Genomic DNA, 26300 nt, shown 5'->3' with positions numbered 1-26300 from the left:
GCTGGGCCACAAGCGCAGTTTTCCATAACTCAATCCAACACAAGGGGCTATATATGGCTGGTGGAAAGTCAAAAATCATTTACACACTGACTGATGAGGCGCCTTTATTAGCGACTTATTCATTACTACCGATCATTGAGACCTTTACAAAACCTGCTGGCATTGAGATTGTTAAAAGTGACATCTCAGTTGCGGTTCGTGTGCTCGCAGAATTTTCAGATTACCTCAAAGATGAGCAAAAGGTAAACAATAACCTTGCGGAGTTAGGTCGTCTTACGCAAGATCCAGATACCAATATCATTAAACTTCCGAACATCAGTGCTTCTGTTGCTCAGCTTGTTTCATGTATTAAAGAGCTCCAGTCGAAGGGCTATGCAATTCCTGATTATCCAGAAAACCCAACCACTGAAGAAGAAAAAGAAATCAAGGCACGTTATGGTAAATGCCTTGGTTCAGCTGTAAACCCAGTATTGCGTGAAGGTAACTCTGACCGTCGTGCACCAGCTGCGGTAAAAAATTATGCGAAAAAACACCCGCATTCAATGAGCGAGTGGAAGCAGTGGTCACAGACTCATGTTTCTCACATGGATGAAGGCGACTTCTACCATGGCGAAAAATCAATGACTTTAGACCGTGCACGTAATGTGAAAATGGAACTCATCACTAAGTCTGGTGAAACCATTGTGCTTAAGCCAAAAGTTGCACTTCAAGATGGTGAAATCATTGACTCAATGTTTATGAGCAAAAAAGCATTGTGTGACTTCTACGAGAAAGAACTCGAAGACTGTCGTGAAGCGGGCATTTTGTTCTCATTACACGTGAAAGCAACCATGATGAAAGTTTCACACCCGATCGTATTCGGTCACTGTGTGAAAATCTATTACAAAGATGCTTTTGAAAAACACGGTAAATTGTTTGATGAACTCGGTATTAACGTAAACAATGGTATGGCTGGTCTTTATGAAAAGATCGCAACTTTACCGACGTCTTTACGTGAAGAAATCATCGAAGATTTACATGCTTGCCAAGAACACCGTCCTGCGCTTGCAATGGTTGATTCTGCAAAAGGCATCACCAACTTCCATTCACCAAACGATGTGATTGTCGATGCTTCTATGCCTGCAATGATTCGTGGTGGCGGTAAAATGTGGGGTGCTGACGGCAAACCTTACGACTGTAAAGCAGTCATGCCTGAATCAACTTTCGCACGTATCTACCAAGAAATGATCAATTTCTGTAAGTGGAATGGTAACTTTGACCCACGTACTATGGGTACTGTGCCTAACGTTGGTTTGATGGCGCAAAAAGCAGAAGAATACGGTTCACACGATAAGACTTTTGAAATTTCAGAAGCGGGTATTGCCAACATTACTGATCTAGACACTGGTGAAGTGTTGATGAGCCAAAATGTGGAAGAAGGCGACATCTGGCGTATGTGTCAGGTGAAAGACGCACCGATTCGTGACTGGGTGAAACTTGCAGTAACACGTGCACGTAACTCAGGTATGCCTGCGATTTTCTGGTTAGACCCATACCGTCCACATGAAAATGAATTGATCAAGAAAGTTGAAAAATACTTGAAAGATCATGACACTACTGGTCTTGATATCCAAATCATGTCACAAGTACGTGCAATGCGTTATACGCTTGAGCGTGTAGCACGTGGTTTAGATACCATTTCGGTAACGGGTAACATCTTACGTGATTACTTAACTGACTTGTTCCCGATCATGGAATTGGGTACTTCAGCGAAAATGTTGTCAATCGTGCCGTTAATGGCTGGCGGTGGCATGTACGAAACAGGTGCGGGTGGTTCAGCGCCGAAACATGTACAGCAGTTAGTTGAAGAAAACCACTTACGTTGGGATTCACTCGGTGAGTTCCTTGCATTGGCGGTGTCTTTAGAAGAGCTTGGTATCAAAGAAGACAATAACCGTGCGAAATTGCTTGCCAAGACGCTTGATCAAGCGACAGGAAAATTGTTGGATAACGACAAATCGCCATCACGTCGTACAGGTGAGTTAGATAACCGTGGCAGCCACTTCTATTTAGCATTGTACTGGGCTGAAGCATTAGCAGCTCAAGACGAAGATGCTGAGTTGAAAGCGAAATTTGCTCCGCTTGCAAAATCACTTGCTGAAAACGAACAGAAGATTGTTGCTGAGCTTGCTCAAGTACAAGGTCAAGCTGCTGATATCGGTGGTTACTATGCAATCGATCCAGCGAAAGTAAATGCAGTAATGCGTCCAAGTACAACATTTAATACCACACTTGCGTCACTGTAATTGTTGATATATCACCGACAATATTGTCGGTGATATAAAAAAGCCGATGTGAAAACATCGGCTTTTTTATGCGCTCAATTTAGATTTTAACGACCGTTACGGCTACGTCCGCGTGGTGCTTTGGTATTTGGACGCGTTGTACCATTGGTCTTACGACGTGGTTTATCTGCATCATCAGTTTGCCAAATACGGGTTGTACCACCGCCAGCTTTTTTCTTACCTTTAAATGGTTTTTCACCTCTTTCTTCACGTGCTTTATCTTTTGCACGAGAGAAATGCGGTTTATTATTCGATTTTTTCGCGAAAGAACGACCTTCATAAGGCTTGTCTGCCGGAACGTCTTTAAAGTCTGGATAAAGTAAAGGTTCGATTTCGAGTTGTTCACCAGGCTGTAAACCGAGTTTGACGAGATCAATGCTGCCAATTTGCGTACGAATCAGACGTAAAGTCGGGAAACCCACAGCCGCTGTCATACGACGTACTTGACGATTACGACCTTCGCAGATTTGTAGTTCGATCCAAGTCGTTGGAATATTGGCACGATAACGTACCGGTGGGTTACGTTCCCATAGCCATTCAGGTTGATCAACTTTACGCGCTTTGGCAGGTAAAGTCATACCATCTGCAAGTTCAACACCTTTTTGCAGTTTTTCAATTGCTTCTTCTGTGACATCACCATCAACTTGAGCAAGATAAGTTTTATATTTCTTATTATCAGGATGGGTGATGAATTGATTTAAACCACCATGATCAGTAAGAAACATTAAACCTTCGGAGTCTAAATCTAAACGTCCTGCAATACGAAGTTCAGGATCTTTAATAAAACTTGAAACTGTTAAATGTTTTTCATCTTCGCGAAACTGTGACAAAACGTCAAAAGGTTTATTAAATACGACTACTTTCATATGGATATACTACTTTGGCTATGGGCGGCATCATAACAATAAAGGTTTCTATTTAATGGAGAAATGTTGTTATTTCCCGTATAAATCTCAAAAAAAACCTGTTTTGAACTAAACTGTTTCATGCAATAAAAAACGAAAGTATGCCATAGAAGGCATAGAGATAATCGCTAAATACATGAGGGAGAACCTACAAAATGGGTTATCAGAAGATTGTGGTTCCTGCTGATGGAGACAAAATCACAGTAAATGCAGACCTGTCATTGAATGTTCCAAATCGTCCAATCATCCCTTTTATTGAAGGTGATGGTATTGGTGTGGATATTACACCAGCAATGAAGGCAGTAGTAGATGCCGCCGTGTTAAAAGCTTACGGTGGCAAACGTTCAATCGAATGGATGGAAGTCTACTGCGGCGAAAAAGCAGATAAAATTTATGGCAATTATATGCCAGAAGAAACTTTTGATGCTTTACGCGAGTTTATTATATCAATAAAAGGCCCTTTGACTACACCTGTCGGAGGCGGTATTCGTTCTTTGAATGTTGCATTGCGCCAAGAACTTGATCTATATGTTTGTGTGCGTCCAGTACGTTGGTTTGAAGGTGTGCCTTCACCTGTGCAACATCCAGAACTCACGGATATGGTGATTTTCCGTGAAAACTCAGAAGATATCTATGCGGGGATTGAATGGAAGGCCGATTCTCCAGAAGCGAAAAAAGTTATTAAATTTTTGCAAGAAGAAATGGGGGTGACCAAAATCCGATTCCCTAAAGATTGTGGTATCGGCATTAAGCCTGTTTCTACAGAAGGAACCCAACGTCTGGTGCGTAAAGCCATTCAGTTTGCGATGGATAATGACAAACCTTCTGTGACGCTAGTACACAAAGGTAACATCATGAAATACACCGAAGGTGCGTTTAAAGAGTGGGGCTATGAACTTGCGATGGAGCGTTTTGGTGGGCAGCTGCTGGATGGTGGGCCTTGGGTAAAAATTAAAAATCCGAAAACGGGTAAAGACATCATTATTAAAGATGTGATTGCCGATGCATTCTTACAGCAAATTTTAATGCGTCCAGCCGATTATTCCGTGATTGCGACACTGAACTTAAATGGTGACTATATTTCTGATGCACTTGCAGCAGAAGTGGGCGGTATTGGGATTGCACCGGGTGCGAATATTGGCGGTGCAATTGCAGTCTATGAAGCAACACATGGCACTGCACCGAAGTATGCGGGGCAAGATAAGGTCAACCCAGGCTCGATTATTCTCTCTGCCGAAATGATGCTGCGTGATATGGGCTGGGTTGAAGCTGCAGATCTAATCATTCAAGGTGTTTCGGGTGCAATTTCAGCCAAGACCGTGACGTACGACTTTGAGCGTTTAATGCCCAATGCAACTTTATTACGTTGTTCTGAATTTGGACAAGCTATAATCCAGCATATGGAAGATTAAAGTCTAAGTATGAAATGAAAGAGTGGTTTTGCCGCTCTTTTTTTATTTTAAATTGAGATAAATAAGTCATGAGAAAAACATGTACAAAATTGAATGTATGACATATTTTGATGTATTCGAAAATAAAAATTGAATATCATGGCGGAAAGAAAATATGGTGCAGCAGCACCGAAAACAACAGAAACCATTACCAACTTGGATTGGTATGGACAAGTACTCAATAATCAAAAATATGAGCGGACGCTATTTGTTGACTTAGATCTGTCAGAAGCCCAAAGCACTGGCGCGATTTTTAATGAATGCACTTTTCGACGAGCACGTTTTAATGCATCGGTTCATCAGCGTAGCGCATTTTTAAATTGTACTTTCTATTTCTGCAATTTCTTTGATAGCAAATTCACCGACTGCAAGTTGGTTGGTAGCATGTTTAGCGATTGTCAGTTTCACCATATGCGGGTTGAGGACAGTGATTGGGCTTTTGTTGGATTACCGGGCGCGGATTTAGAGAAAGCTTCTTTTTTGAGAACCCGTTTAAGAGAAGCTGATTTGACTGGAGCGCGTTGCCATGGAAGTTCGATTAGAGAGAGTGATCTCTCTGGTGCATGGCTACACCGCGCAGATTTTACCGAGTGTGATTTAAGAGGTAGTGATTTGAGTACTTTAGATCCGAAAGAGACTCAAATTAAAGAGGCGATTATTAATCTTGATCAAACGCTGATGATTGCAGAAAATCTAGGCTTCGATGTCAGAATTGATTGAGTCTGTGAAAAGAGTTTGATCAAAATGAGTGGTTTTATGCCACTCATTTTTATGGGAGATGGAATAAAGCTTATCTTGTTAAGAAAGATAGAGTCGAATAAAAGGGAGTAATTGTGATCTAAAGAAGCCCGTTAAACGGTTACTTGAATTCAATGCGTGTAGAGATTATCTGTGATAATACTGCTTATGTTTGTGGAGATAGCACATTGGCTATATGTGATATTTGACACGCCACAGTTTAAGAACTTGGGTATTATTTCTTTGCAGAAGGTAAATAGAAAATTAAACAATATGGGAAAGATGAGTATTGACCGATATGTAATAGGTAACATACTCCAAATTGAGAACTAATTAAATTCATGTCGTGCTAAAACAGTCTCAAATTTAATGGTTAAGGCTATTCTGTGATTATATTTTTTCGTTATTCAAATCTGCGTCTCGATGACCTAATTCTGGCTGCTCTCGCTCTAACCATTTTTGATAGCTAATACTGATATTAAATACATTCATACTTATACTCAGTAATAACGCGATGATACTAATTAGAATTTCTATTTTCTGCTTCAGAATTAATGTAATAATTAATATTAAAGCTGAGGTGGAAATGAAAAATGTATCAATTGAAACAGCATAGTGATTGTTCTTTGTCATAAAAGATAGGGTATAAATGAATACAACTCCAATAATGTTTAGGAGAGCAACCCAAAATAAGATTTTAACTTTCATATCACTTCTTCTTTTCAACAATGAATGCTGGAATTCGTTCCCCACCGATTACGTTGCCTACATAGCTGTTATTCCCTCTACTGTAGGCCCATAGATAGATCTCTTTATCTGTAGGTGAAGTTCGCTCATAAACAGCTTCTTTTCTAGAAAAATAAGCCCAGCCTTTTTGACCGTGCACTCTGCATTTTTCTTGTCTAATTGCAAATATATCTGCAATGGATTGAGGTGAAGTCCCTCTTAGTCCTGTATTGCAGCCATGCAAAACGAGATTAGCATTCGGAGACCAGCGCAATTTCTCTAACTGGGATATTTCACTATAGGAAATTGTACCATCCTCTAAAACTTCATTACGAGCGTTTCTGGTGCTCAAAAACTCTAGGCCATCATTACCATCGTCTGTTTTACTAGAATGGCTAAAAACATGCATTTCCCTGACCTTAGCAACATTCTTATTTATCTCGTCATAGATTTCCTTCCAAACTTTTTTAAAGTCTTGGCCTGACGTAACTTGGTACTCTTTAAATACATAGTTATCACCGCAGTTTTTTAGCTTCAGTTGGGATAGCCAGTGATTTGATGCTCGTTGAAAAGCCTTGTCATCGCTCTTTGATGGTTTGTAGTAATAAACACATATTAAATATTCTTTTAACTTGATGGGCTGTTTATGTACAGATTCAGCCTTTGTATTGGTTTTGCAGGTTCCTTGTGTCACTCCGGCTCTCCGATAAAAATGTGAATATCTTCAGGTTTGGTCGTATGAAACCTTTCTGTATATCCATTTTCATCTGTGGTTCCTGAAGCTACGACACTACCAGTAGAGTCTTTGAGGTGATAGGGGATGTTTGCCAAGGGTTCATTATCATCTCTATCGATCAATTGAACACGCTCATCAAAATTTAATTGATCAATAATATTCTGAACATTACTTGCTTGCCCTGAGCTAGCACCCGAACCAGAGCCACCAGTTCGCACAGCTAAATCTGAAATCTTCATGTACTTTGCGCCACATGTTGCTTGGTCGCCAGCCACAATTAAATTATGGCCATTAACCTGCATAAAACCTCGTTGCGTTGCTATGGCTTTTGAAATCACATTACATTTAGGACAATAATGTTTCATTCCCTCTAAATGAGCCGCTTTACCATCTATCAGCCAAAAATCATCTCCCTCAATGATCTTGCCACCGTGGTTAGTAAAACATCCTCTTGTTATAAATGCTTGCATATTATGAATATCCAGGATTATTAAAATAAATAGAAAATTTAAAAATAATTGGATAAAGATTGTCACCTTTATAATTTTTATGCAAAGCATTGCCCAATTTGTTTATAAATTAGATGTTTTGTGTGTATTTGATGAGTTTAAATATAGTAAATTGGATTATATTGAATTTATTGCGGAAATATGAGCTTTCATGAATTACCTATATTATGTACACATCTATTTACCCATGCTGTGAAAACAAATAGCAACTTATTAAAGATGTGGTTATTTAAAGGCTGATTTAAAAATAAAATACCTACAACAAGTGATAATAAAATAAATCTTCATATGCAGCGTTGATCAGCCTGTTTTTACTTACAAAAGGGATCAACGTTTGGATTGCTATTCCAGATATATTCGGCCTCTTCAGCACAAAGCTGGGCAACTTTTTCACCTTGTGTGTCATGAATAAAGGCAAGAGTCATATCCATACCTGCACTCACACCCGATGAAGTATAGAATTTCCCATCAATCACCCAACGGGCTTGGGCTTGCCACAACACTTGGTCATTGAGTTTTTGTACAAATTCAAACGCCATTTTATTCGATGTTGCCTTAACACCATTTAAAACACCTGTCCCTGCAAGTAATGAACTGCCTGTACAAATGGTCAGCACGTATTTACTTTGAGCCGCTAAAGTTTTGAGCTGATCAAGAAACTGTTGATTTTTAATTAATTCAAAAGTCACGATACCGCCAGGAACGAGCAGAATACTTTGGTTATTCACGTGTATTTCGTTAAAGGATTTGGTCTGGATACAAACACCATGCTTATTGGAAACTAGACCGCCATTCAGGCTATAAAACTGGACTTGATAATGTTGTTGCAACAAGCCAAACAATTCAACAGGACCCATAATGTCGAGGGTTTCAAAATCTTCAAATACGACAGCATTTACAGGAATACGCATGGTTTTTCTCGCTTGTTTAATCTGCGTCATACCATAGTGAGCTTCAAATTTTTTATTGTGAATATTCTGTATGGCTTATTTTGAATTATGCTAAATCATTGGACTTTTAGGCTGATCTGTTAGCAAGCGGAACACATTTTGGGCTTAAATTTTATACATTTAGGTAAGTTAAACAACAAATGCTACGGTGTATCGTAAATTTAGAAAAATCTGTATCTATACTTTATAGACCAAATGTTCAAAATAATTGAAAAATAGAGAGAGTGCTGTGACATGAAGATGTACCAAGTTGATGCTTTTACAAAAGAATTATTTAAAGGAAATCCCGCGGCTGTAATCGTCGTCGATGAATGGTTAGATGATCGTTTGATGCAGAATATTGCCATGGAAAATAATCTGTCTGAAACGGCTTTTGTGAAAACGATTGATGAAACCAATTATGAGATTCGTTGGTTTTCTCCACTCAATGAGGTTGCGTTTTGTGGGCATGCGACTTTAGCCAGCGCATTTGTTTTATTTAAAGACTTTACCAAGGTAGAAACGATCCAGTTCCATGTACGTGATCTGGGTGTTTTTATTGTCAGCAAAGATGCCGATGGCAAAATTAAAATGAATTTCCCGATTCGTAAAGCAGAGTTAGTTACTGATTATCCTCAAGTATTACGTGAAGGGCTGACCAAGCCATTTAAAGCGGTCTATCGCAATGTCCAAGCCTATATTATTGAATATGAAACGGTGCAAGATGTATTGGATGAACAACCTGATCTGGAAAAGCTAAAACAACTTGGACAAGTTCGTACAGCAATTACTGCTTCTCAACCCGATGTTGCAATTACCGCCAGAGGTGAAGGGCAGTTTGATTGTGTTTCTCGTTATTTTGCACCAGCAATTGGTATCGATGAAGATCCAGTAACAGGTTCAATCCATACTGCAATCGTTCCACTTTGGGCTGAAAAATTGAATCAGACTCGATTAACAGCCTTTCAGGCATCTAAACGCGGTGGGATTTTAGAATGTGTGATTGTGTCTGAAGATCGTATTGAAATTTCAGGCTATGCCAAATTGTATATGCAAGCCGAACTGACAATCTGATTTTTAGCTTAAACTGTGCAAAAATAAAGATAAAAGCTGTTTAAATAAACAGCTTTTTTCAAAACATAACTATTAAAAATGCGAATCGTTCTCTACTATAGCTTGACGTTTTTATTTAAATCATCAAAAACACTTGGATAAATTATGTTAATGCGGTTTAAGCAACTTACTCTCTCTCTTTGTTTGATTGGGTTGAGTGCAACGTCTTGGTCTCAGACGGTACTCGTAAAAAGTGAAAAAAATATCGAAGAATATAAATTAGATAATGGTTTCAGAGTTATTCTTGCGCCAAACGATAAAGAAAATAAAGTCTATGTAAATACGGTTTATTTAACAGGTTCTTTGAATGATCCTAAGGGTAAAGGCGGACTTGCACATCTATTAGAACATTTGGCCTTTAAAGGCACTCAAAATGTGAAGGGTGACGAGTTTCAACGTCGTCTAGATCAATATACGTTGATGACCAATGCCAGCACAGATTATTATGCGACCAAATATTTAAATATTGTTCGCCCTGAAAAAAATGCACTTAATGAAATTCTGTACCTTGAATCAGAGCGTATGGATAAATTGGTGCTGCAAGAAAAATTTGTTCCTTCTGAAATTGAAATCGTAAAACGTGAACGAGAAATCCGTATGGATCAACCGTTTGCTGTACTGATGGATCAAATGTGGAAAGCGGCTTATGGCAATCAATATTTAGGCCGTTTGCCAATTGGCGATTTACCTGAATTAAAGTCGATTCAGCTGAATGAATTGAACCAGTTCTATAGAACTTGGTATGCGCCAAATAATGCAGTGATGGTGATTTCGGGTAAATTTGATAAGACTGAGGTCCTATCTAAAATTGATCAGTATTTTAGTCCAATTCCAGCACGTCCAGTACCTGCGCAAGTTCAAGTGCCAGTTCTCGATTCAAGTAAAATCGAACAACGTCAGTTTACGGTACAAAAGGGTAGTGATTTAGCCAAATTCCATGTCTATATGAATGGAAAAAATACCCCATTACAACCGACTTTAGCGCTTGCGCCAGCGTTATATACCATGCAGCCAAGTGGTACTTTGTATAAGAGTATGGTGGAGACGGGAATCAGTACGGCAGTGCAATCAACCACTTGGTTAGATCAAGACTTTAACGTGGTCTTTATGGGCGCAATTTATGCCCCGAATCATGATGCGAAAAAGGTTGATGATGCTCTAAAAACAGGTGTTGAAAATAGCCAACCATTCACCGAGGCTGAATTACAGCGGATTAAAAATATTACGCAAAATACCGCAGATACCATTGCTAATGACGCTGTCGCTTTAGGTTCACGCCTGAGCGATTATGCGGTTTCATCACATGGTCAATGGGATCAATACTTTAAGGACTTACAAGCTGTTCAAGACTTAAAGCTGAATGATGCAAATAAAACCTTAAAAGAATTTTTAGTCTCTTCACATCGTATCTCAGGCGATATTTTACCGACGCCTGAAGATCAAAAGAAAGCGATGACCATGAAAGCAGAGGAGAAGCCTAAAACTTTAGATCAAAGCGATGAAAAGCCTGAACCATTAAAAGATGCAAATGTTTACAAGCAGGAAGTGACCCAATTTATGGCACAGTCTGCTCAGCAATTGCAAAAAAATGAGCAGAAAATTCAACGTGGTGAATTAAAGAATGGGATCCGCTATGCACTCTTCCCAACGTCTACACGTGATGATAAAACTTATGCCACGATTAGCTTAGATTTTGGTGATGAAAAAGCATTATTTGGTAAAGGGGTTACTTTAGATTTAGCCAGCTATTTAATGCTGCGTGGTTCTGAAAAGCATACCTTGCAGGAAATTACTGATAAGGCGATTGCGGCTAGTGGTGGCGCATCGGTTAGTTCAAATGGCAATGGTTTTACCATCGTTGTTCAAGCGAAGAAAGACAAGTTCGAAGACTTCTTTAACTTTATTGTTGATGTCCTTAAGCAGCCAAAATTCTCGCAAACTGAGTTTGATCTAGCAAAAAATCAAAGCCTGTCTGTATTGGATCGTCCATATACGGAACCCGCGGTTGTCTCATCGATGACCTTGTCTAAGATTCTGGAAATCTATCAACCAGGCGATATCCGTTATCACTTTGAACCAGAACTGGCGAAGAAACAGATTAGTGAAGTAACCCAGCCGCAAGTGAAACAATTCTATGATCAGTTCTTTGTGACAGACCATGCGCAAATTGCTGTAACAGGTGATTTTGATGCCAAGAAAATGCAAAAGACCTTACAAAAAGCCTTTGGCTCTTGGAAAGCGAAGCAGCCTTTTACTAAAGTAACAGGTCAATATACGGTGTATAAAGCACAGAAAGTGCATGCTTTATCGGAACAACGTGAGTTCGGCAGTTATCAAAGTGTATTGGCATTGCCTGTGGGTTCATACCATAAAGATGCACCTGCATTGATTATTCTTAGCCATATCTTGGGTAACTCGCAATTGTCATCACGATTAGCACAGGAGCTACGTGAGAAAAATGCGTTGGTGTATGGCTTTGGTAGCGGCTTAGATCTTGATCCAGATATTGATGATGGTACTTTAAGCATTACTGCAAATTATACCTCTGGCCGTTCTGAGCAAGTTTCACAATCGGTACACAAGGTATTGAATGAGTTGCTGAGCAAAGGTGTGACTGAGCAGGAAGTGGAAGCAGCCAAAGCAGATATCATGAAAAAACGTGTAACAGCTTTGGAAGATGAACGTAATATTCATGGCATGCTGACAGGTCAGTTAGAGCGTAACAAAACGCTGTTGGATCGCGCAGAGCGCGATCAGGAGCTTGCGAAATTGACCAAAGAAGATGTCAATGCTGCCATCAAAAAATACATCAAGCTTGATCAGTTTGTAGAAGTCATGGCGGATCAATATGGTCAGCCTCAAAACTTGAAATAAGCAAGCAAAAAATAAAGCCACCGATCTGGTGGCTTTATTTTTGCATCAAAGATTAATGATCATGTTTGTGGGTATGAAAATCTTCGTTCTTACGGAATCGTAAGTAGTTTTCAAACTGTTCACAATATTCGTCAAAATTATCTTCTAACATCATTTGGAATTGTTGCAGTAGATAAGACATGACTTGTTCTTTGGCATCACGCATTTCATTGCCATCTTTAAAGTTATTAGCTGCGACCCATGTATTAAAACGGGCAGTGGCAAATAACATGGCTGCACTTACTTGGCCACGTAACTCTTCTGGCTTGGCTTGCTTACCTTTGGGTGGTCGGCAGAAATCATTGGCAAGTTTAATAAATTCATCTGCACGCTCAAAAAACACCGCATTTAAAGCTTCTTCATCAGTCACATCGGTGGCGTTAATTTTTTGAGACATGATATTTTCCAGCGACAAGTTAAGACACTTCATTATAGACAAAGCCTTGTCGAAACTAAACCTTTGCCTTAATCTAAAATAGCCTAAGTAATTAGAATAATCACTATGCAAGATGCAATCGCGATTCAAAGCTTAAAAACAGATATAGCCTTACTGCGCCAACATATTTATCCACCTCAGTATTTAGAAAATGTTGAAGGCTTACCGATTTATTATGGGCTGCAACAAGATATAGATGAATATTATCGGCAATGGCAACCCTTGATTGAGCGGGCACAACAGGTGTGTCGGCCTTTTATGGAAGATGACGTGGTGGATGCGATTCATTTACCAAGTCATTTAAATCTGCCGCTGTTTTTCTTTCATGTCGATCGGATTCGGATTAATAAAACACGCGCTAAAGAGTCGAAAACTTTTCGTGGCGTCGCTGCCTTGTTAGAAAAATGTGGGCAGTTTGAGACGGATCAGATTTTTGCAATGCAGGAATGGTTGGGCAGTGATGATACCGCTGCCTTAGTTGCGCATCGTGAGTTTATTGATTTACGAACTTATGTTTTCCAACACGGACAAAGTGAATATACGCGAACTCGTTTTTATATGAATGGCATGATTCTCAGTGTTGAACCGCATTTTAAATTGGTCGATGCACGGGATAAGCCACGTAAGCAGCGTAATGACAGTTATAGTGATCCGATTGCAGATAATGGAACGTGGACGATTTTTGGGAAATATCGGTAAATGATTTAAGTAGAATAAATAGTTTAACACTCTAATTTTCATTAAAAAATAATAGCACAGCCACAAGTGCTATATAAAGTTTGAATGTTTTCGCGTAGGCGATTTCCTACTTTGTTTTCGGACAAAGTAGGCAAAGCCTGAGGTGCGAATCGCAAAGATTAATAATCTTTGTCGTACCGCAAGGCGAAAGCTATGCTTGAGTATAGACTACGCACTTCGCTTGTCTTGCACTAAGTCAAAGCTTTAGTCGCTTTGACTTGCTCAGGTTGCTGATGACGTTTCCGAGTATCCGCTTTTTTGTAGGACTTAGATTATTTGTGGCGGCATTCATGCCGCCAAGCACGATAGCGATTTAAGGAAATTTGTTTTGGTGGAGCTATCGCTTCTCATCCCAAAAAGCGTCCTGAGCAGATAGGGCTTGAAGCTTTTTATCCGCTTTTTTGGCCACATGTGGTTGCTGAGCCTTAACCCAACCTAATGCAAATAAAAACTGCGGGTGTTCAGCAGTTTGTTGCTCAAAGATTTGCTCAGCAACAAACAGGTCATTATAAAACCCTAAATATTCCTGAATTGGCTGTAACTTATTTAAGAATTGTTGAACCTCTTTTTCAGGATAAATCCCTGCAATAAAGTCGATGCAATAACGCAATTGTTTTACACGCTTACGAGTACGATGTTGTTGCTCAACTTCTAAAGTTGAAAACTGAGCTGCATCTTTTAGAATCTTTTGGTAAAGCTTGGTTAAGCTTTTAGCTGCTTGTTTAGAAAGTTTAGACTTAGACTCATGCTCACTATAGGTGAAGCTGAGTAATGCTAAAAATAGCTGTGTGGTTTTAGTGTGGCTTAATAATTGAGAAACACTGCTGTCAACATTTTCAGGGAATGGGAAATCAAAATCACAGACTTCTTTTACTAAAGGAAGAACAGAATCTTGAATCGCATCATTATCGCGTGATTGACCTAATGCTCTAAAAATATCAGCCAATTGGCTTTCCCAAGTGGGATCAGTTTGCGCAGACCAGTTAGAAAAATGCTTTAAAGCAGAACGTAAACGACGTAAACCAACGCGAGCTTGGTGAATATGATCTGCTTCGGCTACACCATCGGCAATTGCTGCTGCATTGGGCAAGATATGATTAAGCGTATTTTCGATAATCAGTTTGATTGCTTGTTCAGCACTGACATTTTTCTCTAGGCTGAGTGATTTCGCTTTGGTGGCAGGGGATACCGTTTTGCCAATAGCCAATAAATTACCACGTTCAGCCTTACTGCGCACATCAAGCCAGAGTTGATATTTATCGACCCACGTTTTGGCAAAATCAATCAGAGATTGTGCTGAGCCTTGTTTTAATTCAAATTCGACTTCACAGATTTTGGCTTGATCAGTTGGTGTACGGATTTCACCATCGTCTAAGCAGACTTCAATTTGAGATCCCTCAAACTCGAATACATGGAAGGTACGCTGTACATCAGTTTGAAATTGCAGCTTTAGTTCAGCAGGTGCTTCACCTAGCACATCACGGAGTACAGTTTGGACTGTTTGATTATGTTTGTATAAAGATAAATCCAGTTCAGGTTCTTCAGCACATTTGCCTAAATAAATATCTTCTTCGATGCGTTGTAAATGGTTTTTACTGGCAGCTTTAAAGGTTTGCACCCAATGTTCACCTTCCTGACGCAGGCGAATCGCCACATAATTTTTAGCCAGTAAACGGTCAGCAGTGTCATAGTATTTTGCTTGTAGCTGAATTTTCTGTGCTTTTTGTTTGCTTAAAACTTGTAACACACTTTTTTTCTTAGATTCAGGGAGTTGAAATTTTAGTTCTATTTCCATGATGTTATGACTCCTGACCACCGAAAATGATATAGACGAAACGTAGTATAACTTGTTGATCTCAAAAATCATTGTAAAGTTGTTTTAAGCTTGGAAAGGATGGCACGCAATGACTTTATTTTGTACAGAAAATGCATTAACGTGTGGAGAGTCTTGCTCGATTAGGATGATCCAAAAATGAATGCACCAGCGAATATTACCAAGCCAGTGGAATTTTCATTACCTATTAAAAACTATGATGAATTTTATCACTTTTATTTAACAGAACATCGCAGTATAGCCAGCCGTCGTTTGCACGTCGCAGGCAGCTCGATCGGTTTATATTTCTTTAGTAAAGCGATTCGTAAACGTCAGGCAAAATATGCGTTGTATGGTCTGGTTTCTGGCTATGCCTGTGCTTGGGTTGGGCATTTTTTCTTTGAACATAATAAGCCTGCCAGCTTTAAACAGCCGCTGTATAGCTTTATTTCAGATTGGCGCATGTTGTCAGACGTTGCACGAGGCCGTTTGAGTTTGATCGATCGTCAGTTTGATAAAATTGAGTCTTAAAATTAGTTTAATACTTCAAAAGCTGCTCTGGCAGCTTTTTTATTTGTTCTGATTTGCAGCGGTTAATGATGTAAATACACTCCCTCTCTTTAATTTTTAACCAAGAAAATATACCCTGAAGCTAATGTAATTATAGTGAATAGTGAAACGTTCATGCGCGGTCTATACCTCATTACCAATGACGATCCAATCCAATTATTATTAGAAAAATTAGATGTGGCTCTAGCAACAGGACAGATTGCCATTCTGCAATACCGTCGTAAGAAAGTGGCAAAAGCAGATCAGCCAAGTGAAGTTGAGCAGATCAAAGTACTTTGTGAAAAGCATCAAGTCCCATTTGTAATTAATGATGATTTGGCACTGGCAGAGCAATTTGGATTAGGGGTACATCTTGGACAGTCTGATGGTGAAATAAGTGATGCGGCTGCACGCTTACCGCAAGGTGTGATTATTGGTCGTACCTGCTTAAATTCATTGGAGTTGGCGGAGAAGGCAATTGCGGATGGTGCAACTTATGTGGCCTTTGGTGCGGTTTATGCGACTTCAACCAAACCAGAAGCAGGCAATGTTGGGATCGAAGTGATCAAACAAGCGAAACAAAAGTTTGCTGTGCCGATTTGTGCGATTGGTGGTTTGACCGTTGAAAATTCTCAAGTCGTGATTGAGGCTGGGGCAAGCCTTTGTGCGGTAATTAGTGATATATTAGGACGATCAACAGCCGAAATTCCTGCTCGTGTAAATGCATGGGCAATGTTATTTGACTAATTATATGTATCCGCTTCGCGGAACTTTTATTGTTTCTCGGAACCACAACGTTCCTCGTCCTCGATTCTAGGTTGAGTCTTTTATGAGCTTATCTCCAAAGCAAGAACAGCTATTTAAACAAGCAAATAAACATATTCCAGGTGGCGTAAATTCACCTGTACGTGCATTTAACGGTGTTGGTGGTACGCCTGTCTTTATCGAAAAGGCAAAAGGGGCGTACTTGTGGGATGTCGATGGCAAGCGTTATGTGGACTATGTCGGTTCATGGGGACCAATGATTTTAGGTCATGCACATCCTGATATTATTCAAGCAGTACAAACTGCGGCAGAAGATGGCCTAAGTTTTGGAGCACCAACGGTACATGAAACCACTTTGGCAGACACCATTTGCGAGATCATGCCTTCAATTGAATTGGTACGTATGACCAGCTCAGGTACTGAAGCCACCATGACCGCGATTCGTTTGGCACGCGGTTATACTGGCCGTGACAAGATTGTGAAATTTGAAGGCTGCTATCACGGTCATTCCGATTCATTATTGGTCAAAGCAGGTTCAGGCTTATTGACGCTTGGTGAAGGTGAGCCAACTTCAAAAGGTGTACCAGCTGATTTTGCTAAACATACATTAACGCTCCCGTATAACAATATCGAAGCGTTGAAAGAGTGCTTTACCAAGTTCGGTCATGAGATTGCTGGGGTAATCATTGAACCTGTTGCAGGCAACATGAATTTAGTGACGCCAATCGATGGTTTCTTGCAAGCAATTCGTGATGTCTGTGATGAATACAAATCTGTCTTTATCATTGATGAAGTAATGACAGGTTTCCGTGTTGCTTTAGGCGGTGCACAATCGGTCTATAAGGTTAAACCTGATTTGACCACGTTGGGTAAAATCATTGGTGCGGGCTTACCGGTTGGTGCTTTTGGTGGTAAACGTGAAATCATGGAATGCATCGCACCTTTAGGTGGTGTTTATCAAGCAGGTACATTGTCAGGGAATCCATTGGCAATGCGTGCAGGTATTGCGATGTTCAAGCATCTTCGTGAACCAGAGTTTTATGACAAGCTAGCTGCACAGCTCGCAAAATTGCTTGAGGGTTTGCAGGCTGCGGCAGATGAAGCGGGTATTCCATTTAAAACCCAGCAAGTGGGTGGCATGTTCGGCTTGTATTTCACCGATCAAGAGGACATTACCAGCTTTGATTCAATGTTGGCTTGTGACGTTGAAGCATTTAAGAAATTCTTCCATGGCATGTTAAAGCGCGGTGTCTATCTTGCTCCATCTGCATTTGAAGCTGGATTTATTTCATCAATGCATTCAGATCAAGATATTGCAGAGACCATTCAGGCAGCAAAAGAAACCTTTGCAGAAATGAAATAACCCTGTGATGCATAGAAGCCCGATTCGTTCGGGCTTTTTTTATGGGCGCATTTTACTTGAGCCGAATAGAGAGCTTAACGGGTTTAACAATAATGCTTGAGTGTAATGAACTCTTAGCAAGTTCCCAGCTGTTCGTATGATAAACCGCAGCGACGAAGCGCAAAGATAAACAATCTTTACTGTACCGCAAGATGAAATAATGCTTGAATAGTAAACTATATTTGCGTTGGTCTTAGGCTGTGCTTTGGGCCTACGTAGGCTGTAGATGGCAGTTGTATCATATCTAAAAGCTTTTTATAAGAAACCCATAGGAATGGAGTAAAACATGAAAACTAAACATTATTTAACGTCCGCTGATGTGGAAATTTTAGTTGACGCAGCATGGCAATATGCAACAGCGCACAGCTTTAATGTCAGCATTGCAGTTGTCGATGACGGAGGAACTTTATTAATGATGAAGCGTATGGATGGCGCATCGGTACTATCGACACAGATTTGCCAAGAAAAAGCACAATCTGCTGCGGTCAGCCGAAGAACCACCAAGGCATCCGAAGATATGATCCGTGATGGTAAGATCGGCTTTTTAACCATCAATGCAGCAAAAGGCATGTTAGAAGGTGGTGAGCCGATTGTATATCAAGGGCAGGTTGTCGGGGCTGTTGGTATTTCGGGCGTGCAATCTTTTCAAGATGCAGAAATTGCCCAACATGCAATTCAACAATTTCTAGAGCAACAGACCTAAATCATCCTGTAAATGCGATTCTGGATGAAATATCGAGAGAAACACGAAAAAAATCAGTAAAAATACGTGTCATGCATTGTAATTCAGCGCCAAGCTTTTTATGATTGCCCGCTTGTTTTCATCCAGTCGTTGGAAGGTTACCTTGAATGATTTTCTAAGTGAATATTTGATTCATCGTGATGAAGATTTTATGGTCATCCATAAACCTGCAGGCTTACTTACTGTGCCGGGGAAAACACCTGATTTACAAGATTGTTTAATCAATCGTTTATTAGAATTAGAACCAAAAACTTTACTGATTCATCGTTTAGATCGCGATACTTCTGGTATCTTGGTGTTTGGTTTATCCAAATTTGGGCAAAGCAATATTTCACGCCAATTTCAAGATCGTCAAACCTCAAAAATTTATCAAGCTTTGGTAGCTGGACATTTACAGGGTCAGGGCACAGTCGATATTCCTGTGATTTATGATCCAAGCCGTCCTCCATTGCATATTGTGGATGCTTCCTATCACAAGCCGGCATTAACCGAATGGCAAGCGATCGAACATCTAGAAATTCAAGGACAAGCTGTAACTCGAGTTAAACTCATTCCGATTACAGGGCGTTCACATCAGCTTCGTGTGCATATGCAATATTTAGGTCATCCGATTCTAGGCGATACCTTATATGCCACGCCAGAACAGCAACAGCTTTATCCGCGTTTGTGTTTACATGCAACGCAATTGAGCTTTGCGCATCCTAAAACAGGTGCACAACTCAGCTTTGATTGTGCAGTACCGTTTTAGTCTAAAAACTTTTTTATGAAACACGATGTGATGCACGCTATTTGATTGCGCTTTGTGTCAAAATACATCGTTGAAAACTACATAAAATGCCTTAACTTTTATTTGGGTCAAGGCATAAAATATGTAGGCTAACTTGAGATAAAGGTGGAAAAATTGCAGCAGTTTGCTATTGGTCAACGTTGGTTATCAGATACTGAAACTGAACTCGGTTTAGGGGTTCTTATTGATGTAGATGAACGTTCTATCAGCATTTTATTCCCTAAAAGTGATGAAACTCGTGTCTATGCACGTAACAATGCGCCTTTATCTCGCATCATCTTTAATGTTAATGATGAAGTACAAGACCAAGAAGGCATCAAGTGGACTGTTGAGTCGATTGAAGATCGTCATGGCGTACTGCGTTATGATGTGGTTCGTAGCCTTGAAAATGGCGAACAAGAACGTAAGTCACTGAATGAAACCCGTATCGGTGCGCAAATCCAGCTGTCAAAACCATTAGAACGTCTGCTAGCCAGCCAAGTTGATTATAAAGAATGGTATGACCTCCGCATTGAAGCGATGCTGTTGCAGGCACAAATGCACACCAGCCCTTTACGTGGTTTTCTTGGTGCACGTGTAGGCTTGATTCCACACCAGCTCTATATTGCACATGAAGTCGGTAAACGTTTTGCTCCGCGTGTTTTATTGGCCGATGAAGTTGGCTTGGGTAAAACCATTGAAGCAGGTTTGATCATTCACCAACAACTGAAAACAGGCCGTTCAGAACGCATTCTGATTTTAGTCCCTGATTCATTGCAATATCAGTGGATGATTGAAATGCGCCGCCGTTTCAATCTACAATTTTCACTGTTCGATTTAACCCGTACTGCTTCGATCAAAGAACATGATCCTGACCTGAATCCATTCCTGACTGAGCAATGCATTATTGCCAGCGTCGACCTGATGGTTGACCACGATGACTTGCGTGAGCAGGCCATGGAAGCTGGTTTTGATCTATTGGTGGTCGATGAAGCCCATCATTTGATGTGGAGTGAAGAAGAAGGCGGTAATGATCGTTATGATCTGGTCGAAGAATTGGCTGAACAAACAGCAGGTGTGTTACTGCTCACCGCAACACCTGAGCAATTAGGCGTTGAAAGCCATTTTGCCCGTCTTCGTTTACTCGATCCGCAACGTTTCAGCAGCTTGGATCGTTTCCTTGATGAAGAAGAGCAATATCAACATACTGCAAAAATTGCAGAAGTGTTGATGTCAGATCAAGCATTAACAGAAGAGCATCTTGCTGCACTGGACGGTTTATTGGGTCATCGTATTGATGATCAACCTGAACAGCGTATGCGTGCGATTCATGAATTATTAGACCGTCACGGCACAGGTCGTATCCTGTTCCGTAACACCCGTGAAGCGATTCAAGGCTTCCCAGGTCGTGATTGCCAGCCAGCACCTTTACCAGCACCAGAAGACTGGTCATTTGATGGCAAAATGCGTGAGCAAATGTGGCCAGAAGAAGGTCAATTGGATGGCGCATGGATGGAAAATGATCCGCGTGTGCCTTGGTTGATGGAAGTGCTGCGTAAAGAATTAAAACACAAAAAAGTGTTGTTGATTGCACGTAGTGGGCCAGTGGTAGAAGCATTGGAAAACGTCCTACGTTTACATGCGGGTATTCGTACCGCTATGTTCCATGAGGGCATGAGTCTATTAGAGCGTGACCAAGCTGCGGCATATTTTGCAGAAGACAGTTATGGCGCTCAAATCTTATTGTGTTCGGAAATCGGTTCAGAAGGGCGTAACTTCCAGTTTGCCAGTGATTTGATTTTATTTGATCTGCCTGCAAACCCTGATGTATTGGAACAACGTATTGGTCGTTTGGACCGTATTGGTCAGGAAAATCGTATTCAAATTCATGTGCCGTATCTGATGGGTACAGCACAAGAACGTATGTTCCGTTGGTATAACGAAGCGCTCAATATTTTCAGCAGTATTTCTCCAACCGCACAAACGCTACAAGAAAATTTTATTGTTGAATTGAAAGATTGTTTGTTGGCCGATCAAGGTCAGACGTTTGAAGATTTACTTGAAGAAGTGAATGTACAGCGTCAAGCCTTGGAAGCTGAACTACAAGCGGGTCGTGACCGTTTGCTCGAGTACAACTCTTGCCGTCCAGTGGTTGCACAAGGCATTGTACAAGCGCTTGAAGATTATGATGACAACACCACTTTGCCAATGTTCGTGAAGCGTTTCATGTCATCCACCAATATCGATTTTGATGAGCAAAGCAACGGTACCGTGATCATTAAGCCGACTGATCAAATGCAAGTGCAAGGAATTACCTTGGATGAAGAAGGCATGACTGCGACCTTCTATCGTGATCAGGCACAAATCCGTGAAGATGCACAATATTTGACTTTGGAACATCCGTTTATTGAAAGTGTGATGGAAATGATCCGCACACAATCATTTGGTAGTACCAATGTTGCCTTATTGAAGTCGAATGCCTTGAAACAAGGTTCAGTCTTGTTGGAAGTGTGGTTTAAGGTTGATGTGGTTGCGCCGAAAGCATTGAACTTGCCATCAAGTTTGCCGAAACAATTGATTCGCGTATTACTCAGTGAAAATGGTCAGGACTTGTCTGCCAAGATTGACCCAAGCATTTTACGTCCATATCTGCATCACCTAGATGGCAATAGCTGTCGTCAAGTGGTGAAAGCACGCCGTGAAGTGATTGAGTCACGTTATGCGCAAGCTTTAGAGATTGCCAAGGGATCATTGCCTGAATTAATGCAGCAAGCTAAAGAGCATTACAGTGGCAAATGGCAATATGAAATTGACCGTTTAAGCTATCTCAAGCAATTTAATCCAAGTATTCGTGAAGATGAGATTGAGCGTTTACAGAAGTTCCAAAAAGAAGGCCTAGGTCTGTTGGATGGTCTGTCTGTGACACCAGAAGCAATTCAAGTTTTGGTTGTGGTTAAGCCTTAATTGCAACAGCAATAAAAAAGAGGACGATTAAGGTCCTCTTTTTTTATCTATTGATTTAGTGATCAATATTGGCTTCCAAGAACCATAAATATTGATCCAGATCTTCGAGTGCAGCATGGATAATATCTTCGGAAATCGGATCTTGAATTTCATCAATGGTATCGCGCAAATGGTTGGCAACCACACCATAACGATCTGCCAGTTCTTTTAAGTGGTCTTGTACCGCGTGAATCGCCACAGGATATGGCTTGAGGTGTGATGTTTCTGCAACGGTCTGCGTTGTTCCTAATGCGGTTCCACCGATCTGTACCGCACGCTCTGCGACATTGTCCAAATGGGTGATCAATGAAGTGCGGAAGGTATCTAACATTTCATGCACTGCAATAAAGTTGCTACCCCGCATGTTCCAGTGCGCCTGCTTGGTTAATAAGGACAGATCAATCAGGTTGGCAAGGATTTGATTTAAGATTTTTACCGTGGACTCTTTAATTGAGTCATCTAAATTATTACGTGTATATACTTTTAAAGCTTTCGCTGTTGAAGAATTCATAGTTACCTCATTCAATTATAATGTGATGAAACATCGTGAATAAAAACCATTCATTTCTTGGCTAGCTTATCGCTTGAATTGGGGCTTGAGTGTTTTTGTTTTCTAGGCTTTTGTAAGTTTGCTTATCATCAATTTTGTTTTTGATTTTATTGGTTTTGATTCAGATGGAATGATGCTTCCATCTGTTAGACTTCTTTTCGAATTGTTAAAAAATAGCTTAAATCAGCCCTGCATCTTTACATTCCAGTTTGATATAGGCATAGAAAATAGGCGCAACAATCAGACCGCTGAGTCCAAAAATCGACTCGAAAATGAGCATCGCCAATAATACCTCCCATGCACTGGCATTGATTTTGGTGCCAATGATTTTAGCATTGACGAAGTATTCCAGCTTATGAATGATCACGAGATAGGCCAATGCGATTGCCGCCACAGACAAGGATATGGTCAAGCCCGCCATAATGATCAAGGTATTTGAAATCAGATTACCAATAATCGGCAGTAGACCAAAAATAAAGGTCAGAATGGTCAGGGTCTTGGCAAAAGGTAAATGGATATTAAAGATCGGCAGAACGATAAAGACAAAGATCATAAATAATGCGGTATTGATCAGCGAAATTTTCACTTGCGCAAAGACCACATTTTTAAACGAAACGGAAAGCTTTTGAATACGATGCAGCACAGCCGCTTTAAACGCAGGTTGTGGTGCATGCTGTTTAAAATTCTGGATCGACACCAAAATCCCGACAATCAGACCAATCACCATTGTCGCTAGATTATGCAGAATATCAGTTCCCGTATTTTTGACGATTGAAATATTATTTTTGATAAAAGACAGAATCTGGTTTTTGATATCTGCCACGCTATGCGGCAAATAACCCGGCAGGTAATGACTCATTTCCGCTTGGAATTTAATTAGCGTTTGATCGATCTTAAAGTTAAAGGAGTTTAGTCCAGTCCCTTTTAAATCATAGATCACAAAGCTAATCAGACTGGTAATAAAAAAACCAATCAGGAACGTGGTTAAAATACCGAGAATAATACTGATAAAAATACGTGCACGTTGACCATCAATATGTTTTTCAACAATCGAACTTAAACTGTTAATAATTTCAAAGACCAGAAAACCTGCAAAAAAACTCGGAAGTAAATGCAGGGGAATGACCATCATTAAAAACAAAGCCATCAGGATAAAGCTGGCGATGATACTTTGACGGTCACTGAGTAGATTCATGATCTAGATGCCTAGTTTAAGTTGTTGTTATGTTAAAGAACAAACATATGATTTTGATGACATCTATCCTATTGCGCTGCGAATAATTAATCAATTTCCATTTCATTGATATGGCGCGCACCTTCTAAAATCATACGAATCATGACCATGGTTTGTTCTGCCACTTCAGTACGTTGTTCCGCAGGCAAATCCAGCACTTTTGCGCCCATATTGAACACCAATTGCGTGATGGCTTTGGCTGCAAGATCAGCATGACATAGCTTACTGTTATTTAAGCGCTCTAAACGAATCAGGTCTTCTTGAAGCTCTTGCTGAAAGAAGTTCAGTTGACGGTCAACTGCGGCCTTATATGAGGTCGAGCCGGTATAACCTTCACGTAATAACAAACTCAGGTTGCCTTCATCGGTATTCAATTGTTGAATAAACACTTCAACCGAACTGCGGATAATGCTTTGCTGCTTTGAAGCCTGTAAACGCGCTTCACGAATAATACGGCGCAGTACCAAACCCGATTGATCAATCAAGGCAATTGCCAGTTCATCAATATCTTTGAAATGACGATAGAAACTATTTGGTGCAATACCTGCTTCGCGTGCAATTTCACGTAAGCTGAGCGAGGCGATACTTTTTTGCGGGCCAATCAAGTTGAGCGTGGCTTGAAACAACTCTTCTTTGGTAATGGTTGCTTTTCTACCTACTGAGCGCACAGGAGATTTCATAGGAATGACATCTTGTTCGTTTAAGTTGTCATGACCGAGCGGTAAAAAAGAAGAATGAACCATTGTTTTCAATATATAAGTAAGCTACTCGGGATTATAGCGATTGTCAGTGGACTTGTGAAATGTAAATTCTTATACGAGTGTATATACAAATATATATACATATGTATAATAATTAGCAAACAACCAGAGTAAACCTGCTCATGCAAGCAATTGAAAAGAGAAACTCTCTATTTAATTCGTTGGCTCACAGTGTGATGAACAGCCATGACGCCAATTTTTGGTTACAGAAAATCAATCCATTGTGGTCGATTAATCAGTCTCTTGCCAAAATCGTAAAAAAACAAATCGTGGCAAAAGACACCGTCAGTCTTATTCTGCAATGCAACCGACATGTTGCTCGTGGTGTTGCTGGGCAGCATCATCCTGTAACAGTTGATATCGCAGGTCGCCACTACGAGCGTACCTATAGCTTGATGCAGGTGGATGCCGATCATCTCTGTTTAACCGTAAAAAAAGTGGATCAAGGTCTAGTCAGTTCTTGGTTGGTTGAGGGTAGCCAAACCGGGGATATCTTACGTTTAGGACAGCCTTATGGTGAGATGCAACAAACAGTTGCAACACCACATTTAGTATTGTTGGCAGCGGGGAGTGGTATCACCCCGATGTTGAGTTTGATTGAAGGCTTATGTCAGTCTAAACAATTGAATACAACCTCTGTCAAATTGATGTATTGGGTTAAAACCCATACTGATGCTGCTTATGTAGAATATCTGAAAGAAGTATCTGAAAATTTTCCAAATTTTAGTGCCCAAATTTTTTATACCCAAGAACAAGATCAACGTTTAAATCAAAGCCATGTTGATCAAATTCGTGATTTAGCTGAAACCACAGTCTATGCCTGTGGACCATCGGGTTTTGCGGCAACAGCAGAACGTTTGTTCCAAGACGCTGCAACCTTACAAACAGAAGCTTTTAGCTTGAGTCAATTTGATGTGGATGCGACGGACACGGGCTTTGTGAATGTCACGTTGACGCAATCCAATAAGACCATCGCCATTCCTAAAGGCCAATCGATTCTGTCTAGCTTAGAACATCAAGGCATCAAGCCAAATCATGGTTGTCGTATGGGGATTTGTAATAAATGTGCGTGTAATAAAGCACAAGGCGCAACCAAAAACTTATTGAATGGTGCTGCCAATAATGAACCAACACAGCTATTAAAAATTTGTGTCAATTCAGCCCAGTCTGATCTTGTGATTGATCTATAAGAGAGTA

At 40.3% G+C, this 26300-nt stretch carries 23 protein-coding genes; 13 read left to right on the top strand and 10 right to left on the bottom strand.

The window, feature by feature from the left end; translation table 11 throughout:
* Positions 1–53: 53 nt before the first annotated feature.
* A complete protein-coding gene (locus MN869_RS03140) occupies positions 54–2285 on the top strand; it encodes an NADP-dependent isocitrate dehydrogenase (protein WP_033133390.1) in 2232 nt (743 codons plus the stop codon).
* Between the two features lie 86 nt (positions 2286–2371).
* Here the strand turns inward: MN869_RS03140 and MN869_RS03135 are convergent, their stop codons facing one another.
* The gene (locus MN869_RS03135; protein ID WP_005184119.1) at positions 2372–3190 is read right to left on the bottom strand and encodes an rRNA large subunit pseudouridine synthase E; all 819 of its coding nucleotides are present in this window, start codon (positions 3188–3190) and stop codon (positions 2372–2374) included.
* Between the two features lie 194 nt (positions 3191–3384).
* Here MN869_RS03135 and icd point away from each other — a divergent pair, with 194 nt between their 5' ends.
* Together icd and MN869_RS03125 are read left to right on the top strand one after the other, a co-directional pair.
* Positions 3385–4641 (top strand): NADP-dependent isocitrate dehydrogenase, encoded by a 1257-nt coding sequence (gene icd, locus MN869_RS03130; RefSeq protein WP_243306866.1) that lies wholly within the window; start codon positions 3385–3387, stop codon positions 4639–4641.
* A 138-nt stretch (positions 4642–4779) separates the two neighbouring features.
* The gene (locus MN869_RS03125; RefSeq protein WP_033133392.1) at positions 4780–5400 is read left to right on the top strand and encodes a pentapeptide repeat-containing protein; all 621 of its coding nucleotides are present in this window, start codon (positions 4780–4782) and stop codon (positions 5398–5400) included.
* 408 nt (positions 5401–5808) lie between these two features.
* Here MN869_RS03125 and MN869_RS03120 read toward each other — a convergent pair whose 3' ends face one another.
* The 4 genes from MN869_RS03120 to MN869_RS03105 form a co-directional block, all read right to left on the bottom strand.
* Entirely contained in the window at positions 5809–6126 is a 318-nt protein-coding gene (locus tag MN869_RS03120) for a hypothetical protein (protein WP_005202282.1), read from the bottom strand.
* 1 nt (position 6127) lies between these two features.
* Positions 6128–6838, bottom strand: coding sequence for a hypothetical protein (locus tag MN869_RS03115; RefSeq protein WP_033133393.1), 711 nt, complete (start codon positions 6836–6838; stop codon positions 6128–6130).
* Positions 6835–7350, bottom strand: coding sequence for a PAAR domain-containing protein (locus tag MN869_RS03110; protein WP_005202285.1), 516 nt, complete (start codon positions 7348–7350; stop codon positions 6835–6837). Before MN869_RS03110 ends, MN869_RS03115 begins: the two co-directional genes overlap by 4 nt.
* Before the next feature lie 350 nt (positions 7351–7700).
* A complete protein-coding gene (locus MN869_RS03105; RefSeq protein WP_033133417.1) occupies positions 7701–8300 on the bottom strand; it encodes a DJ-1/PfpI family protein in 600 nt (199 codons plus the stop codon).
* Between the two features lie 273 nt (positions 8301–8573).
* Between MN869_RS03105 and MN869_RS03100 the strand changes: the two genes are divergently transcribed.
* Positions 8574–9392 (top strand): PhzF family phenazine biosynthesis protein, encoded by an 819-nt coding sequence (locus tag MN869_RS03100; RefSeq protein WP_033133394.1) that lies wholly within the window; start codon positions 8574–8576, stop codon positions 9390–9392.
* Positions 9393–9536: 144 nt separating this feature from the next.
* Complete coding sequence (locus tag MN869_RS03095; RefSeq protein WP_033133395.1) at positions 9537–12305, top strand: pitrilysin family protein; 2769 nt, start codon at positions 9537–9539, stop codon at positions 12303–12305.
* Positions 12306–12357: 52 nt separating this feature from the next.
* Here MN869_RS03095 and MN869_RS03090 read toward each other — a convergent pair whose 3' ends face one another.
* The gene (locus MN869_RS03090) at positions 12358–12741 is read right to left on the bottom strand and encodes a DUF3144 domain-containing protein (RefSeq protein WP_033133396.1); all 384 of its coding nucleotides are present in this window, start codon (positions 12739–12741) and stop codon (positions 12358–12360) included.
* A 105-nt stretch (positions 12742–12846) separates the two neighbouring features.
* Between MN869_RS03090 and MN869_RS03085 the strand changes: the two genes are divergently transcribed.
* The gene (locus tag MN869_RS03085; protein ID WP_033133397.1) at positions 12847–13479 is read left to right on the top strand and encodes a hypothetical protein; all 633 of its coding nucleotides are present in this window, start codon (positions 12847–12849) and stop codon (positions 13477–13479) included.
* A gap of 376 nt (positions 13480–13855) precedes the next feature.
* Here the strand turns inward: MN869_RS03085 and MN869_RS03080 are convergent, their stop codons facing one another.
* Positions 13856–15313 (bottom strand): CYTH and CHAD domain-containing protein, encoded by a 1458-nt coding sequence (locus MN869_RS03080; RefSeq protein WP_033133398.1) that lies wholly within the window; start codon positions 15311–15313, stop codon positions 13856–13858.
* 177 nt (positions 15314–15490) lie between these two features.
* Between MN869_RS03080 and MN869_RS03075 the strand changes: the two genes are divergently transcribed.
* The 6 genes from MN869_RS03075 to rapA all read left to right on the top strand — a co-directional run bounded on the left by MN869_RS03075 (position 15491) and on the right by rapA (position 22519).
* Positions 15491–15862 carry a DUF962 domain-containing protein gene (locus tag MN869_RS03075; RefSeq protein ID WP_004801345.1) on the top strand — a complete coding sequence of 124 codons (372 nt, stop codon included), beginning with the start codon at positions 15491–15493 and terminating at the stop codon, positions 15860–15862.
* A gap of 153 nt (positions 15863–16015) precedes the next feature.
* On the top strand, positions 16016–16627 hold the full coding sequence (gene thiE / locus MN869_RS03070) for a thiamine phosphate synthase (RefSeq protein ID WP_033133399.1): 612 nt from the start codon (positions 16016–16018) through the stop codon (positions 16625–16627).
* Between the two features lie 82 nt (positions 16628–16709).
* Positions 16710–18008, top strand: coding sequence for a glutamate-1-semialdehyde 2,1-aminomutase (hemL, locus tag MN869_RS03065; protein ID WP_033133400.1), 1299 nt, complete (start codon positions 16710–16712; stop codon positions 18006–18008).
* Positions 18009–18333: 325 nt separating this feature from the next.
* Positions 18334–18750 (top strand): heme-binding protein, encoded by a 417-nt coding sequence (locus tag MN869_RS03060; RefSeq protein WP_033133401.1) that lies wholly within the window; start codon positions 18334–18336, stop codon positions 18748–18750.
* Positions 18751–18892: 142 nt separating this feature from the next.
* Positions 18893–19537 carry an RluA family pseudouridine synthase gene (locus MN869_RS03055; RefSeq protein ID WP_171248653.1) on the top strand — a complete coding sequence of 215 codons (645 nt, stop codon included), beginning with the start codon at positions 18893–18895 and terminating at the stop codon, positions 19535–19537.
* A gap of 144 nt (positions 19538–19681) precedes the next feature.
* Positions 19682–22519: an RNA polymerase-associated protein RapA gene (rapA, locus tag MN869_RS03050; protein ID WP_033133403.1), complete on the top strand. Its 2838-nt coding sequence runs from the start codon at positions 19682–19684 to the stop codon at positions 22517–22519.
* 55 nt (positions 22520–22574) lie between these two features.
* Here the strand turns inward: rapA and dps are convergent, their stop codons facing one another.
* The 3 genes from dps to fabR all read right to left on the bottom strand — a co-directional run bounded on the left by dps (position 22575) and on the right by fabR (position 25085).
* Positions 22575–23069, bottom strand: a complete 495-nt coding sequence (gene dps / locus MN869_RS03045) for a DNA starvation/stationary phase protection protein Dps (RefSeq protein WP_004801316.1) — start codon at positions 23067–23069, stop codon at positions 22575–22577.
* A 217-nt stretch (positions 23070–23286) separates the two neighbouring features.
* Positions 23287–24303, bottom strand: coding sequence for an AI-2E family transporter (locus MN869_RS03040; protein WP_004801314.1), 1017 nt, complete (start codon positions 24301–24303; stop codon positions 23287–23289).
* A gap of 86 nt (positions 24304–24389) precedes the next feature.
* On the bottom strand, positions 24390–25085 hold the full coding sequence (gene fabR / locus MN869_RS03035) for an HTH-type transcriptional repressor FabR (RefSeq protein WP_033133404.1): 696 nt from the start codon (positions 25083–25085) through the stop codon (positions 24390–24392).
* Between the two features lie 140 nt (positions 25086–25225).
* Between fabR and MN869_RS03030 the strand changes: the two genes are divergently transcribed.
* On the top strand, positions 25226–26293 hold the full coding sequence (locus MN869_RS03030) for a ferredoxin reductase (RefSeq protein ID WP_033133405.1): 1068 nt from the start codon (positions 25226–25228) through the stop codon (positions 26291–26293).
* Positions 26294–26300: the final 7 nt, after the last annotated feature.

Source organism: Acinetobacter sp. NIPH1876 (assembly GCF_022808535.1).
GTDB classification, from domain to species: Bacteria; Pseudomonadota; Gammaproteobacteria; order Pseudomonadales; family Moraxellaceae; genus Acinetobacter; species Acinetobacter higginsii.
Note: the sequence above shows the minus strand (reverse complement) of the source record. Positions and strands in the feature narration are given on the sequence as shown.